Annotated in this window: 13 protein-coding genes; all 13 read right to left on the reverse strand. The window is 70.2% G+C overall.

The features are described from left to right. Positions 1 to 57: 57 nt before the first annotated feature. Positions 58 to 1,329: a DivIVA domain-containing protein gene (locus tag HW837_RS16955; protein WP_060885028.1), complete on the reverse strand. Its 1,272-nt coding sequence runs from the start codon at positions 1,327 to 1,329 to the stop codon at positions 58 to 60. Positions 1,330 to 1,375: 46 nt separating this feature from the next. Next, entirely contained in the window at positions 1,376 to 1,672 is a 297-nt protein-coding gene (locus tag HW837_RS16960) for a YggT family protein (RefSeq protein ID WP_033528111.1), read from the reverse strand. Positions 1,673 to 1,732: 60 nt separating this feature from the next. After that, positions 1,733 to 2,374 (reverse strand): cell division protein SepF, encoded by a 642-nt coding sequence (locus HW837_RS16965; protein WP_045555307.1) that lies wholly within the window; start codon positions 2,372 to 2,374, stop codon positions 1,733 to 1,735. 129 nt (positions 2,375 to 2,503) lie between these two features. Continuing rightward, positions 2,504 to 3,223, reverse strand: a complete 720-nt coding sequence (locus HW837_RS16970) for a YggS family pyridoxal phosphate-dependent enzyme (RefSeq protein WP_045555308.1) — start codon at positions 3,221 to 3,223, stop codon at positions 2,504 to 2,506. A 5-nt stretch (positions 3,224 to 3,228) separates the two neighbouring features. Further along, positions 3,229 to 3,999: a peptidoglycan editing factor PgeF gene (gene pgeF / locus HW837_RS16975; protein ID WP_093788267.1), complete on the reverse strand. Its 771-nt coding sequence runs from the start codon at positions 3,997 to 3,999 to the stop codon at positions 3,229 to 3,231. Continuing rightward, entirely contained in the window at positions 3,996 to 5,189 is a 1,194-nt protein-coding gene (gene ftsZ / locus HW837_RS16980) for a cell division protein FtsZ (protein ID WP_045555310.1), read from the reverse strand. Before ftsZ ends, pgeF begins: the two co-directional genes overlap by 4 nt. A 279-nt stretch (positions 5,190 to 5,468) precedes the next feature. Continuing rightward, on the reverse strand, positions 5,469 to 6,269 hold the full coding sequence (locus HW837_RS16985; protein ID WP_045555795.1) for a cell division protein FtsQ/DivIB: 801 nt from the start codon (positions 6,267 to 6,269) through the stop codon (positions 5,469 to 5,471). Positions 6,270 to 6,327: 58 nt separating this feature from the next. Then, entirely contained in the window at positions 6,328 to 7,425 is a 1,098-nt protein-coding gene (murG, locus tag HW837_RS16990; protein WP_045555311.1) for an undecaprenyldiphospho-muramoylpentapeptide beta-N-acetylglucosaminyltransferase, read from the reverse strand. A 6-nt stretch (positions 7,426 to 7,431) separates the two neighbouring features. Then, positions 7,432 to 8,781 (reverse strand): putative lipid II flippase FtsW, encoded by a 1,350-nt coding sequence (gene ftsW, locus HW837_RS16995; RefSeq protein ID WP_045555312.1) that lies wholly within the window; start codon positions 8,779 to 8,781, stop codon positions 7,432 to 7,434. Positions 8,782 to 8,869: 88 nt separating this feature from the next. Beyond that, positions 8,870 to 10,297, reverse strand: coding sequence for a UDP-N-acetylmuramoyl-L-alanine--D-glutamate ligase (gene murD / locus HW837_RS17000; RefSeq protein WP_045555313.1), 1,428 nt, complete (start codon positions 10,295 to 10,297; stop codon positions 8,870 to 8,872). Beyond that, entirely contained in the window at positions 10,279 to 11,352 is a 1,074-nt protein-coding gene (mraY, locus tag HW837_RS17005; RefSeq protein ID WP_045555314.1) for a phospho-N-acetylmuramoyl-pentapeptide-transferase, read from the reverse strand. The genes murD and mraY overlap by 19 nt, the downstream gene beginning before the upstream one ends. Further along, on the reverse strand, positions 11,349 to 12,764 hold the full coding sequence (locus HW837_RS17010) for a UDP-N-acetylmuramoyl-tripeptide--D-alanyl-D-alanine ligase (protein WP_045555315.1): 1,416 nt from the start codon (positions 12,762 to 12,764) through the stop codon (positions 11,349 to 11,351). Before HW837_RS17010 ends, mraY begins: the two co-directional genes overlap by 4 nt. Positions 12,765 to 12,768: 4 nt before the next feature. Beyond that, positions 12,769 to 14,496, reverse strand: coding sequence for a UDP-N-acetylmuramoyl-L-alanyl-D-glutamate--2,6-diaminopimelate ligase (locus HW837_RS17015; RefSeq protein WP_078853244.1), 1,728 nt, complete (start codon positions 14,494 to 14,496; stop codon positions 12,769 to 12,771). Between the last annotated feature and the right edge of the window lie 60 nt (positions 14,497 to 14,556).

A 14,556-nucleotide genomic window follows, 5' to 3' on the forward strand; every position in this document is an offset into this window, starting at 1 on the left:
CGAAAATCCGGGGCCCCGCCCTGAACGCTGCCGACGCCTACGGCGTACCAGTAATCGTCAGTTGTCGTCCTCGTCGATGAGGAACCCACGCATCGGCGAGGGAGCCTGCCCCATCGGAGAGGGGCCCTGCGGCCGGACCGGAGCCATCGGCTGGGTCATGGCCGGAGACATCTGCTGCTGACCGCCGTAGGAGGGCGCGGCCGGAGACGGGGCACCGCCCATGCCTCCACCCATGCCGCCCGGGTTACCACCGTACGACGGGGCGCTCGCGCCGGCCGGAGCCATGGAGGGCGCCGGGGACGGCGGCAGCGACGCGGTCGCCGGGGTGCGCGGCGGGGCCAGCGAGTCGTCCGCCTGGGTCTCCAGCTGACGCAGCTGCGACTCCAGGTACGACTTCAGACGCGTGCGGTACTCGCGCTCGAAGCCGCGCAGGTCCTCGACCTTGCGCTCCAGCGTGGCGCGGGCGGACTCCAGGGAGCCCATCGCGACGCGGTGCTTCTCCTGCGCGTCCCGCTCCAGCGCGTCGGCCTTGGCACGGGCGTCCCGCTCCAGACCCTCGGCGCGGCTGCGGGCCTCACCGACGATCTTGTTGGCCTCGGAACGGGCCTCGGCGATCGCCTGGTCGGCGGTCTGCTGGGCCAGCGAGAGCACGCGCGCGGCGCTGTCGCCGCCGGGGCCCTGACCGGGGCCGCCCATCGGACCACCCATGGGGCCGCCCATCGGGCCGCCCATCTGCTGCTGCATGGGAGGCTGGCCGCCCATGGGACCCTGGCCCATCTGGCCCTGGCCCATCTGCGGCTGCATCTGGCCCTGACCCATGGGGCCCTGGCCCATCGGTCCCTGACCCATCGGGCCGGGACCCTGCTGCCCCTGGCCACCAGGGCCGGCGGGCAGCTGCGGAGCACCGCTCGGCAGCTGGGGCGGGCCACCCATGGGGCCCCCCATCTGCTGCGGCGGGCCCGATATGCCGGCGGGCACGGGTCCACCGGGACCTCGCATACCCTGCTGCTGCATACCGCCCTGTTGCTGCATGCCACCCTGCTGCATGCCACCCTGCTGCATGCCGCCCTGCTGCTGCATGCCACCCTGCTGCATGCCGCCCTGCTGGTCCTGAGGCTCCGGAGGCTTGCGCATGTTCTGCTGGTTCTGCGCGGCGGCGCGCGTGGCCGCGGCCAGTTTGGCGCGCAGGTCCTCGTTCTCGCGGAGCAGACGCGTCAGTTCGGCTTCGACCTCATCGAGGAAGGCATCGACCTCGTCCTCGTCATAGCCTTCTCGGAGGCGGACGGTCGTGAACTGCTTGTTCCGCACGTCCTCGGGGGTCAACGGCATCTCTTCACCTCAACGTAGTCGTCGGCATTCGGCAAGACCGCATCTCTCACACCGCTCCCATCCCGCTGGCTACCACCGCACGCAGAATGAAAACGATGATCATCAGCACGAAGAAGGACAGGTCGAGCGCCACGCCCCCGAGACGCAGCGGCGGAATGAACCGCCGCAGAAGCTTGAGCGGTGGATCGGTGACAGTGTAGGTGGCCTCCAGAACGACCACCATCGCCTTGCCGGGTTGCCATGAGCGGGCGAACTGGAAGACGTAGTCCATGACCAAACGGAAGATCAACACGATGAAGAACACCGTCAGCGCGATGTAGAGGATCGTCAAGACCACGCTCATGTCCGGTGTTTCCCTCTCCCCAATTCCGTGTTGCTCTACCGCTGTTTCCGGTCGTACGTCTCAGCTCTGGTTGAAGAACCCGCCCTCTGCGATGCGGGCCTTGTCCTCCGCCGTGACATCGACGTTAGCAGGCGACAACAGGAACACCTTCTGCGTCACCCGCTCGATGCTGCCGTGAAGACCAAACACCAAACCGGCCGCAAAGTCGACAAGTCGCTTCGCATCTGTGTCGTCCATCTCAGTCAGATTCATGATCACCGGGGTGCCCTCACGGAAGTGTTCCCCGATGGTACGGGCCTCGTTGTAGGTCCGCGGGTGCAACGTGGTGATCCGGTAAGGCTCTCGCTCGGACACGACCTTGGGCATGATCACCGGTGCGTTCTTCTCCAGACTCGAACGTTCTTGTGTGATGGACGCCACGGGCGCGATCCGGGCGGGTCGCACCGATTCCGCGGGGAGCGAAGTGGCGTGCGCCACCGGTTCGCGCTGCACCGGGGGCTGCACCACTCGTACCGATTCATCCCTTTGGGACTGGTGTGACTGGTGTGACTGGTGCACCGGCTCGTGCCGGCGGTGGTCCCGCTCGGGCTCCGGGTCGAGCTCGGGCTCGAAGTCGTCATCGGGGTCGAATCCCCTGCCGTCGTACCCATCGTCCTCCACGAGGCCGAGGTAGACCGCCATCTTGCGCATCGCGCCGGCCATGCTCTGAGTCCTCCGCTCTGTGGTGGATCGACTGACGACTTCCCAAGTGCCCGCGATCCACGAGGTCGTTGCGCCCGCCTCTCGACGGAATGACCATATTTTCTGCTGTGGTCCGACTTCTTGGCGACGTTACCCGAGCCCGGGACGGACTCCGAGTACCGCAGTGCCGACGCGCACATGTGTCGCTCCGGCCGCCACGGCATCCTCGAGGTCCGCACTCATCCCTGCGGAGACCATGTTCGCAGCCGGATGGGCTCGGCGCAGGTCGGTCGACAAAACCATCAACCGCTCGAACGCGGCCCGTTGGCGTCCGGCGTACTCCCCGGTGAGCGGCGCGACGGTCATCAGACCATCGACCCGCACCCCCGGCGACTCCGCCAGGAGGTCGGCCAGCTCTTCGATTCCGCCCGGACCGACACCTCCTCGCTCCCCGCGGCCGCTGTCGTCGGCGTCGAGCGCGACCTGGATGAGACATCCCACCTCACGGCCGGCCCGAACGGCCTCTTTCGACAGAGTCGTGACAAGCCTGGAACGATCGACGGACTGCACGAGATCCGCGTAACGCACCACAGAACGGACCTTGTTGGTCTGCAACTGGCCCACGAAGTGCCACACAAGGGACAGATCCGAGCATTCGGCCGCCTTCGGGGCCGCGTCCTGGTCCTTGTTCTCGGCGACGTGGCGCACACCGAGTTCCGACAGGATCCGCACATCGCTCGCCGGGTAGGTCTTGGTGACCACGATCAGGGTCACCTCGTCCCGCTTGCGGCCCGCGGCCACGCACGCCGCCGCGATGCGGTCCTCCACCTTCGCCAGGTTCGAGGCGAGTTGTGCCTTACGGTCGGTCATGTCCCTCAGTCCAGCCAGACATATCCCGCGAGTCGCCCTGTGGCGCGGTCGCGACGGTACGAGAAGTGATCACTCGACTCCAGCGTGCACACCGGCGACTGCTCCCGGTCGCGCACTCCGAGGCGCTCCAGCTGTGCGTGCACTCCGGCGCACACATCCACGGACGGCGTGCCCCAACTGGTCTCGGCGTACGCCGCCGGCTCGACGGTGGCCACCTCGGCGCGCATCGCCTCGGGCACTTCGTAGCACCGGCCGCAGACGGCGGGTCCGGTGCGGGCGACGATCCGGGCGGGGTCGGCGCCGAGTCCGGCCATGGCCCGCACCGCCGCGGGGACGACCCCGGCGATCATGCCGGGCCGACCCGCGTGTACGGCGGCGACGACCCCGGCGACCGGATCGGCCAGCAGGACGGGCACGCAGTCGGCGGTGAGAACGGCGAGCGCGAGACCGCGCCGGGTGGTGACGATCGCGTCGACGGCCGGGATGCCGCCGGAGACGGAGCAGGAGTCGGATCCGGAGCCGGAGTCGGGAACGGAGCCCCACGGTCCGTCGACCACGGCCACGTCAGCGCCGTGCACCTGGTTCATCCAGACGACCCGGTCGGGCTCCAGGCCCAGCGACTTGGCCGCCAGCTCCCGGTTGGTCGTCACGGCGGTGGCGTCGTCCCCGACCGCACCGCCGAGATTGAGCTCCTCATACGGAGCGGCGCTCACCCCGCCCCACCTGTCGGTGAAGGCGAAGTGCGCGCCGCTCACGTTCTCGCGCCGTCCTATCACTTGAGGAAGTCCGGCACGTCCAGCTCTTCCGCGGCGCTGTCCGAGTAGGACCGGGACGGCGGGACCGGCGGGGCGACCGGAACCTCGTTCACCGGCTCCGGGGCCGGCGCCGCCGGTTCCTCCTTCGGCTTGACGCTGCCGAGCGAGCCGAAGGACGGGCGGCTCTCGGCGGCCCGCGCCGGGGCGGGCTCCTCACGCTTGGCCGCGGCCGAACCCAGGATGTTGTCCCGCTTGGCCGGGGGCTGGCCGCCGTCGAAGCCGGCCGCGATGACCGTGACCCGGACCTCGTCACCGAGGGCGTCGTCGATGACCGCGCCGAAGATGATGTTGGCCTCGGGGTGCGCGGCCTCGCTGACCAGCTGGGCGGCCTCGTTGATCTCGAACAGGCCGAGGTCGGAGCCACCGGAGATGGAGAGCAGGACGCCGCGGGCGCCGTCGATGGAGGCCTCCAGGAGCGGCGAGGAGATCGCCATCTCGGCGGCGGCCACCGCGCGGTCGTCGCCGCGGGCCGAGCCGATGCCCATGAGGGCCGAACCGGCCTCGGACATGACCGACTTGACGTCGGCGAAGTCGAGGTTGATCAGACCGGGGGTGGTGATCAGGTCGGTGATGCCCTGGACACCGGAGAGCAGGACCTGGTCGGCCGACTTGAACGCGTCCAGCACGGAGACCTGGCGGTCCGAGATGGAGAGCAGCCGGTCGTTCGGGATGACGATGAGGGTGTCGACCTCTTCGCGCAGCTCGGCGATGCCGTCCTCGGCCTGGTTGGCGCGGCGGCGGCCCTCGAAGGTGAAGGGGCGGGTGACCACGCCGATGGTGAGGGCGCCGAGGGAGCGGGCGATGTTGGCCACGACGGGCGCGCCGCCGGTACCGGTGCCGCCGCCCTCGCCGGCCGTCACGAAGACCATGTCGGCCCCCTTGAGGACCTCCTCGATCTCCTCGCGGTGGTCCTCGGCGGCCTTCCGGCCGACGGCCGGGTTGGCGCCGGCGCCGAGTCCGCGGGTGAGTTCACGGCCGACGTCGAGCTTGACGTCGGCGTCGCTCATCAACAGAGCTTGCGCGTCGGTGTTGATGGCGATGAACTCGACGCCCTTGAGACCGACCTCGATCATCCGGTTGATGGCATTGACACCACCGCCGCCGACACCGATGACTTTGATGACTGCGAGGTAGTTCTGCGGTGCTGCCACGTCGAAGGCCTCTCGCCTCGAGTTACGTGTCGCCGCTTCGCGGGGTACCCGCGAGCCGACGACTGATGCCGAAGTGGGACGGTCCGAACGCCGACCCGAACCCTAACGCTGAAGTTTAGGGTTACCAGTGTGACTGTTCCTTGGACTCTTCCGAACAGGACACTAAGTCGACAAGTGGCGCACGTTCAACGAACACGCCGAACCTCCCGTTTTTCTTTTCACCCTATGTGATCAGCCATAGCGGTGCCCAACCAGGGTGCTGGCCTGCGCGGATGTGCGTCAACTCCCTGATGACGCGGGCGCGGTGGGAACACTCACGTCGAAGTGCCCCGCGCCCGGGGCCGCTTTCAGCAGGGCGGTGAGCGCACGGGCCTTCGCGCGCCCCTTCTCCGAGCTCCCCCACGCGACCGTACGGTCTCCGCTCAACTCCAGCGAGATGGTGTCGTAGGAGCGGACCTTGACCACCAGCGTCTCGCGCGCGACCGCGGCCGGAATCGCGTCGGCGACCCGCACGGCCTCCCGTACGAGCCGGTCCTCGCCGAATCGGCGCAGACTGGCGGCGGACGAACCGGACCGGGCCACCGTCAATTCCAGTACGGGAACGTCTTCCGGGGCGCGTGAAACCGTGGCGAAACGCACCCCTTTCGCATCCACTTCGACGTACTTGCCCGAATTTCCGGCCGCTTCGACAATCAGAACCGGAGTGCGTTCGTTCACTTTCAGCCCGATTCCATGGGGCCATGAGCGGACGACCTCGACCGAGTCGATTCGGGGCAATTTCTCCAGCAGGCGTGACTCGATCGCGTCGAGGTCGACGGAAATGAGCGGATCGCCGAGCGGCACGGCGGCCGCCTCGCGCACCTGGGTCCCGGTCAGCACCCGGGTGCCCGACACGGTGATCTTCTCCGCCCGCAGCCACGAGGAGCCGTACAGGACCCAGACGGAGGCGCCCCCGATCAGGACCAGGGCGATCGCGGCGGCGATCAGCGCCCGGGGGCCGGGGAGCCGCCGCCGGGGCGGCGGGCCGGGGTCCAGATCCTCGTCCGCGCCGCGCTCGGCGGTGCTGGTCGGTCCGGCCACGCGCACTCCCTCTCCTGGCCCGGTTCGCCTCCGGGCGCCTCAGCCGGCGATCCGCTCTCTAGCGGTGTCCACGCTTGGCGGCGATCGCCTCGTACACCATCCCGACGAGCAGGTCGTCGGCGTCCCGTCGGCCGAACTCGCTGGCGGCGCGGGACATCTCGTACAGCCGGTGCGGGTCGGCGAGGACGGGCAGCACGTTCTGCTGCACCCACTGGGGCGTCAGCTCCGCGTCGTCGACCAGCAGTCCGCCGCCGGCCTTGACCACCGGCTGGGCGTTCAGCCGCTGTTCGCCGTTGCCGATGGGCAGCGGGACGTAGGCGGCCGGGAGCCCGACGGCGGAGAGTTCGGCGACGGTCATCGCGCCCGCGCGGCAGAGCATCATGTCGGCCGCGGCGTACGCGAGGTCCATCCGGTCCACGTACGGTACCGGGATGTACGGGGGCATTCCCGGCATCTGGTGTACCTGCGGCAGTTCGTTCTTCGGGCCGACCGCGTGCAGGATCTGGATCCCGGCCTGCTGGAGGTAGGGGGCGACCTGCTGGACGACCTCGTTGAGACGGCGCGCGCCCTGGGAGCCGCCGGAGACCAGCAGGGTCGGCAGGTTGGGGTCGAGACCGAACAGCGCGCGGGCCTCGGGGCGCATGGCGGCCCGGTCGAGGGTCGCGATGGAGCGGCGCAGCGGGATGCCGATGTACCGGGCGTCGCGGAGTTTGCTGTCCGGGGTGGAGACCGCGACCTGGGCGGCGTACCGGGAGCCGATCTTGTTGGCGAGGCCGGGGCGGGCGTTGGCCTCGTGGACGATGATCGGCACCCCGAGGCGCTTGGCGGCCAGGTAGCCGGGCAGGGCGACATAGCCGCCGAAGCCGACGACCGCGTCCGCCTTGGTGCGCTCCAGGATCTGCTCGGTCGCCTTGATCGTGCCGCGCAGCCGGCCGGGCACGGTGATCAGCTCGGGGGTGGGCTTGCGCGGCAGGGGTACGGCGGGGATCAGCGCGAGTTCGTAGCCGCGCTCGGGGACGAGGCGCGTCTCGAGGCCGCGCTCCGTGCCCAGGGCCGTGATGCCCACGGTCGGGTCCTGCCTGCGCAGGGCGTCCGCGAGGGCGAGCGCGGGCTCGATGTGACCGGCGGTTCCGCCACCGGCGAGTACGACATGCACCGAAATTCACCGCTCTCCGGACGAACGTGCCGAGACACGCCGTCGCATCGTGTTCCATCTCCCGGGCCCCGAAGGGCCGCCGCCACGCTTTCTACCAAAGCGGGGCTGCCGCATGGCAAGCGCCGCCCGCGCAGCGGGCTCGTCGCGCGCGAAGGCGATCAGCAACCCGATGGCGAACATGGTCGGCAGCAGGGCGGATCCTCCGTAGGAGAACAGCGGGAGCGGGACTCCGGCGATCGGCAGCAGACCGAGCACCGCACCGATGTTGATCACTGCCTGAGCGGTGATCCAGGTGGTCACGCCTCCCGCGGCATACCTGACGAAGGGGTCCTCCGTGCGTCCGGCCACGCGGATACCCGCATAGCCTAGAGCCGCGAAGAGGGCGAGCACCGACAGCGTCCCCGCGAGGCCCAGTTCCTCGCCGGTGACGGCGAAGATGAAGTCGGTGTGCGCTTCCGGGAGTTGGCCCCATTTTTCCACACTGGCACCGAGCCCGGAGCCGAAGATTCCACCCGAGGCCAGGGCGTAGATGCCGTGCACGGCCTGCCAGCAGTCGGCGCCGTCCGTGCGGGGTTCGGTGGCTCCGATGCAGGCCAGGCGGGCCATACGGTTCTCGCTGGTCCTGATCAGGACGAATCCGATGAGTCCGGCGATGGACAGCACGCCCACGAACATCCGGGTCGGCGCCCCGGCCAGCCACAGCAGGCCGAACAGGATCGCCGTGAGAATGATCGCGGTGCCCATGTCACCGCCGAGCATGATCAGCCCGAGCAGCAGGAACGCCACCGGAACGAGCGGCACCAGCATGTGCTTCCACTGCGTCAGCAGGCGCTTGTCCTCCTTGCGGGCCAGCAGGTCGGCGCCCCAGAGCACGAGCGCCAGCTTGCCGAACTCGCTGGGCTGGATCTGGAAGGAGCCGCCGACGGCGATCCAGTTCTGGTTGCCGTTGATCGACTGCCCTATCCCGGGCACTTGAACCAGGGCCATCAGGAACACACAGCCGGCCAGGATCGGATACGCCAGCGCCCGGTGCAGCTTGACCGGCATCCGGGAGGCCACGAGCAGCAGCACGGTGCCGATCGCGGCGGCGAGGAACTGCTTGCGGAAGAAGAAGGTGCCGGGCAGCGACTTCTGCAGGGCGGTGATCTGCGAGGCCGAGTAGACCATCACCAGCCCCAGCACGGTGATCAGCAGGCTGCCGCCGAGGATCAGGTAGTACGCGGTCAGCGGCCGGTCCCAGGCCTTGCGCGCCCGTGTGTGCAGCCGCCGCAGGGGGTTCTCGCGCGGCGGCCGGGAGACGGGTGGCCGCCGGGTGACGCGCTGGAGGGGCGCACGGCTCGTACGGCTACTCGGCATCGGGGGCGCCCTCGCCGCCGACCGACCAGTTCCGTGTCACGCGTCCCTCCCAGTGTCACCCGGCGCCGCCAGGCGAGGCCGGGCCGGGTCAGCCGTCCGTGGCGGCCAGTTCGCGCACAGCCTCCGCGAACGCGTCCCCACGCCTGTTGTAGTTGACGAACATGTCCATCGACGCACAGGCCGGCGCCAGGAGCACCGTGTCGCCCGTCCGTGCCAGTGTCCGCGCCTCGCGGACGGCGGCGAGCATCGCCCCAGTGTCGGTCCGGTCGAGGTCGACGACCGGCACTTCCGGCGCGTGTCGCGCGAGCGCTTCCCGGATCAGCGCGCGATCCGCGCCGATCAGCACGACCCCCCGCAGCCGCCCGGCGGCGCCGGCGACGAGCTCGTCGAAGGTGGCCCCCTTGGCGAGCCCGCCCGCGATCCACACGATCGACTCGTACGCGGCCAACGAGGCCTGCGCCGCATGCGTGTTGGTGGCCTTGGAGTCGTCGATGTACGCCACGCCGTCCACGTCGGCGACGTGCGCGATGCGGTGCGCGTCCGGGGTGAAGGCCCGCAGACCGTCGCGTACGGCCGCAGCGGGCACCCCGTAGGCGCGGGCGAGGGCGGCCGCCGCGAGGGCGTTGGCGATGTTGTGCGGGGCCGGCGGGTTCACGTCGGAGATCTCGGCGAGTTCCTGGGCGTTCTTCTGCCGGTTCTCGACGAAGGCGCGGTCGACCAGGATGCCCTCCACCACGCCGAGTTGGGACGGGCCGGGCGTGCCGAGCGTGAATCCGACGGCCCGGCAGCCCTCCTCGACGTCGGCCTCGCGCACCAGGTCCTCGGTGGCCTTGTCGGCGACGTTGTAGACGCAGGCGACCCGATTGCCCTCGTAGACGCGGCCCTTGTCCTTGGCGTACGCCTCCATGGAGCCGTGCCAGTCGAGGTGGTCGGGGGCGAGGTTGAGGACGGCGGCGGAGTGGGCGCGCAGGGAGGGCGCCCAGTGGAGCTGGTAGCTGGACAGCTCGACGGCGAGCACGTCGTAGGGCTCGTCGCCGAGGACCACGTCCAGGAGCGAGACCCCGATGTTGCCGACGGCGGCCGTGCGCAGCCCCGCCGCCTCCAGGATCGAGGCGAGCATCTGGACGGTCGTGGTCTTGCCGTTGGTGCCCGTGACGGCCAGCCAGGGAGCGGCGTCGGGGCCCCGCAGCCGCCAGGCGAGTTCGACGTCGCCCCAGATCTCCAGACCGGCCGAGCGGGCCGCCGCGAACAGCGGCTTGTCCGGCTTCCAGCCCGGGGTGGTGACGACGAGTTCGGTGCCCTCCGGCAGGGTGGCGCCGTCGCCGAGGCGCACGGTGATGCCGAGCGCCTCCAGGTCGGCGGCCTGCGCGCGGGCGCGTTCGTCGTCGCCGTCGTTGACGACCGTGACGGCGGCGCCGAGGCCGTGCAGGACCTTGGCCGCCGGGATGCCGGAGACACCCAGCCCGGCGACGGTGACGTGCTTGCCCTGCCAGTCGGTCACTTGTCCGCTGCCCATCCCGCGTAGAAGAGGCCCAGTCCGACGATCACACAGATGCCCTGGATGATCCAGAAGCGGACCACGACCAGGACCTCGGACCAGCCCTTGAGTTCGAAGTGGTGCTGGAGCGGGGCCATCCTGAAGACCCGCTTGCCGGTCAGCTTGAACGAGCCGACCTGGATGACGACCGACATGGTGATGAGGACGAACAGACCGCCGAGGAGCGCGAGCAGCAGCTCGGTGCGGGAGCAGATCGCGAGGCCGGCGAGCGCGCCGCCGAGGGCCAGCGAACCGGTGTCGCCCATGAAGATCTTGGCCGGCGAGGTGTTCCACCACAGGAAGCCGAGGCAGGCGCCCATCAGCGCGGAGGCCACGATCGCCAGGTCGAGCGGATCTCGTACCTCGTAACAGGCGGACGGGTTGGTCAGGGTCCGCGTGTTGGCGCAGGACTCCTGGAACTGCCACACGCCGATGAAGGTGTACGCGCCGAAGACGAGGACGGAGGCGCCGGTGGCGAGGCCGTCCAGACCGTCGGTGAGGTTCACGCCGTTCGACATGGCGAGGATCATGAACAGCGCCCAGATGACGAAGAGCACCGGGCCGATGGTCCAGCCGAAGTCCTGGACGAAGGAGATCTTGGTGGAGGCCGGGGTCTGGTCGCGGGCATCCGGGAACTGCAACGCGAGGACCGCGAAGGCGATACCGACGATCAGCTGGCCGGCCATCTTCGCCTTGGCCCGCAGACCGAGCGAGCGACGCTTGACGATCTTGATGTAGTCGTCGAGGAAACCGACGAGGCCCATGCCGCCCATCAGGCCGAGCACCAGCAGACCGGAGAAGGTCGGCGGCTGCCCCGAGATCACCTTGGCCAGGAAGTACGCGACGATCGTCGCCAGGATGAAGGCGATACCACCCATGGTCGGCGTACCGCGCTTGCTGGCGTGCTCGCGCGGGCCGTCGTCACGGATGTACTGGCCGTAGCCCTTGCGGGCCAGCAGCTTGATCAGCAGCGGGGTGCCGACCAGGGTCAGGAAGAGACCGATGACTCCTGCGAACAGGATCTGATTCATCATCGCGCGGCAACCTCACCCTCGTTGCCGCCGTCGAGCAGCGCCTGCGCCACACTCTCGAGCCCGACCGACCGGGACGCCTTCACGAGTACGACGTCTCCCGGGCGCAACTGACTGCGCAACAGGTCGACCGCCGCCTGTGCGTCGGACACGTGCACCGACTCCTCACCCCACGAACCCTCGTTGTATGCGCCCAGTTGCAGCCAGGAGGCCTCCCTGCCCCCGACCGCGACGAGCTTGCCGACATTGAGCCGGACGGCGAGCCGTCCGACCGCGTCGTGCTCGGCGAGCGATTCGTCCCCGAGCTCGGCCATCTTGCCGAGCACCGCCCAGGTCCGCCGCCCCTTGCCCATGGCCGCGAGCGCGCGCAGAGCGGCCCGCATGGACTCGGGGTTCGCGTTGTAGGCGTCGTTGACGACCGTCACGCCGTCCGGGCGCTCGGTGACCTCCATGCGCCAGCGGGAGAGGGAGCCCGCCTCGGAGAGCGCGGTGGCGATCTCACTTGCGGACATGCCCAGCTCATGGGCGACGGCGGCCGCGGCGAGCGCGTTCGACACGTGGTGCTCACCGTACAGGCGCATGGTCACATCGCTTGCACCGGAGGGTGTGTGAAGCCTGAACGCGGGCTGTCCGGCCTCGGTGAGCGTCACGTTCTCGGCGCGTACGTCCGCTTCGCCGGACTCGCCGAAGAGGAGCACCCGGGCCTTCGTACGGGACGCCATGGCCCGTACGAGGGGGTCGTCGGCGTTGAGGATCGCCGCGCCGCCCTCCTGCTCGGACGGCAGGGCCTCCACCAGTTCGCCCTTGGCCTGCGCGATCTGCTCGCGGCCGCCGAACTCGCCGATGTGGGCGGTGCCGACGTTCAGCACGAGGCCGACCTTCGGCGGGGTCAGCTCGGTGAGGTACTTGATGTGGCCGATGCCGCGGGCGCCCATCTCCAGGACGAGGAAACGGGTCTCCTCGGTGGCGCTGAGCGCGGTGAGGGGCAGTCCGATCTCGTTGTTGAGGGAGCCGGGCGTGAAGACCGTCGGCGCCTTGCGCCGGAGCACCTGGGCGATCAGGTCCTTGGTGCTGGTCTTGCCCGCGGAGCCGGTGAGGGCCACGAGGGTCGTGCCGAGCTTGCGCACGACGTGCCGGGCGAGGGCGCCGAGCGCCGTCTGCACATCGGCCACGACGATCGCGGGCACGCCGACGGGGCGGGACGCCAGCACCGCTGCCGCGCCCGCCTCGACGACCGCGGCCGCGAAGTCGTGTCCGTCCACGCGCTCGCCCGCGAAGGCGACGAAGAGGCTGCCGGGCTCCACCTCACGGGAGTCCCGGACGACCGGTCCGGTGACCTGGGCCGACGGATCCGGTATGTCGTGCGTCTGCCCGCCGACGACTTCTGCGATCTCGGCGAGAGAGAGGGCGATCACAAGTTCATCCCTGGGTCTGCTGGATAGCTTCGCGGAGCACCTGGCGGTCGTCGAAGGGACGGACCACGCCGGCGATGTCCTGGCCCTGCTCGTGGCCCTTGCCCGCGACCAGCACGGTGTCGCCCGGCTGGGCGCGCGCCACCGCCGCGGAGATCGCGGCGGCCCGGTCCTCGAAGAGGAGGACCTCGCCGCGCTCGTGGGCCGGCACGGACGCCGCGCCTTCGAGCATGGTCGCGAGGATCGCGAGGGGGTCCTCGGAGCGGGGGTTGTCGGAGGTCAGTACGGCCGTGTCGGAGAGGCGGGCCATGGCGGCGCCCATCGGTGCGCGCTTGGTGGTGTCCCGGTCGCCGCCGCAGCCGAGCACGACGTGCAGGCTGCCCTCGGTGACCTTGCGCAGCGCCTTGAGGACCGACTCGACGGCGTCGGTCTTGTGGGCGTAGTCGACGACCGCGAGGTACGGCTGCCCGGCGTCCACCCGCTCCAGCCGGCCAGGCACGCCCGGTACGGCGGAGACGCCGTCGGCGGCGGTCTGCGGGTCGATCCCGGCGACGGCCAGCGCGGCCACGGCCGCCAGGGTGTTGGCGACGTTGAAGCTGCCCGGCAGCGGCGCCCTGGCGGCGATCCGCTCGCCCTTGGGCCCGACCACCGTGAACGTCGAGTCCATCGGCCCGACCCGGACGTCCTCGGCGCGCCAGTCGGCGTCGGGGTGCCCCTCGGCGGAGAAGGTGACGACCGGGACCGTGGCCTCGTCGACGAGCCGGCGGCCGTACTCGTCGTCGAGGTTGACGACGCCGAGCCTGCTGCGCTCGGGGGTGAACAGCTTTGCCTTGGCCTGGAAGTAGTCCTCCATGCCGGAGTGGAACTCCATGTGTTCCGGGCTGAGGTTGTTGAAGACCGCGACGTCGAAGACGCAGCCGTCGACCCGGCCGAGGACCAGGGCGTGGCTGGAGACCTCCATGACGACCGAGTCCACCCCGCGTTCGCGCATGACGGCGAAGAGGGCCTGGAGGTCGGTGGCCTCGGGGGTGGTCCGCTCGGACTTGATGCGCTCGTCGCCGATGCGCATCTCGACGGTGCCGATGAGCCCCGTGGAGCGCACGGCCTGCAGACCGCCTTCGACGAGGTACGCGGTGGTGGTCTTGCCCGAGGTGCCGGTGATGCCGATCTGGAGCAGGTCGCCGCCCGGCCGGCCGTAGATGGTGGCCGCCAGCTCGCCCATCCGCGCGCGCGGGTTCTCCACGACGAGGGCGGGAAGCCCGGCCGCGGCGGCGCGCTCGGCGCCGCTGGGGTCGGTGAGGACGGCGACGGCGCCGAGGCCGACCGCCTGGTCGACGAAGTCGGCTCCGTGCAGACGGGCACCGGGCAGCGCGGCGTAGAGGTCGCCGGGGCGGACGGCTCGCGAGTCGTGGGTGATGCCCGTGACCCGGACGGTGTCCGCGCTCGTCGGCTGCTCGGCACCCAGCTGACCGGCGAGTTCCGCGAGGGGTGTGGCGGAGACATGGGCCGGCCTGGGCGGTCCCGGATATGTCACGGGAACGTCCTTCTGGGTGGTTTGGGACTGATCAGCGTGTGGCACGGCGGTGAGCGTACCGGGCGCACCCCCACGGGAGCCAAAGGGCAGCCCGCGCGAAGCGCGGTCCGGCAAGGGCGGTGGTGGGTGACGGGTGGGCGAGGGTTTGTGCGAGCGGGGCTCGGGGGTGTGGTTCCCGGGGTCGGGAGTGATCATGGTCACGAGTCGGTTCCTGGCTGGTTGCGCTGATCGTCGGGCGGATCAGGGTGGGGGCCGGAGGGC

The sequence above is a fragment of the Streptomyces caniscabiei genome, assembly GCF_014930365.1.
In the GTDB taxonomy this organism is placed as follows: Bacteria; Actinomycetota; Actinomycetes; order Streptomycetales; family Streptomycetaceae; genus Streptomyces; species Streptomyces caniscabiei.

What these genes read in the sequence shown, in the direction of transcription:
- HW837_RS16955 (WP_060885028.1), bottom strand. Translation starts at nt 1,329, where the DNA reads ATGCCGTTGACCCCCGAGGACGTGCGGAACAAGCAGTTCACGACCGTC.
- HW837_RS16960 (WP_033528111.1), bottom strand. Translation starts at nt 1,672, where the DNA reads ATGAGCGTGGTCTTGACGATCCTCTACATCGCGCTGACGGTGTTCTTC.
- HW837_RS16965 (WP_045555307.1), bottom strand. Translation starts at nt 2,374, where the DNA reads ATGGCCGGCGCGATGCGCAAGATGGCGGTCTACCTCGGCCTCGTGGAG.
- HW837_RS16970 (WP_045555308.1), bottom strand. Translation starts at nt 3,223, where the DNA reads ATGACCGACCGTAAGGCACAACTCGCCTCGAACCTGGCGAAGGTGGAG.
- ftsW (WP_045555312.1), bottom strand. Translation starts at nt 8,781, where the DNA reads ATGCCGAGTAGCCGTACGAGCCGTGCGCCCCTCCAGCGCGTCACCCGG.
- murD (WP_045555313.1), bottom strand. Translation starts at nt 10,297, where the DNA reads ATGGGCAGCGGACAAGTGACCGACTGGCAGGGCAAGCACGTCACCGTC.
- mraY (WP_045555314.1), bottom strand. Translation starts at nt 11,352, where the DNA reads ATGATGAATCAGATCCTGTTCGCAGGAGTCATCGGTCTCTTCCTGACC.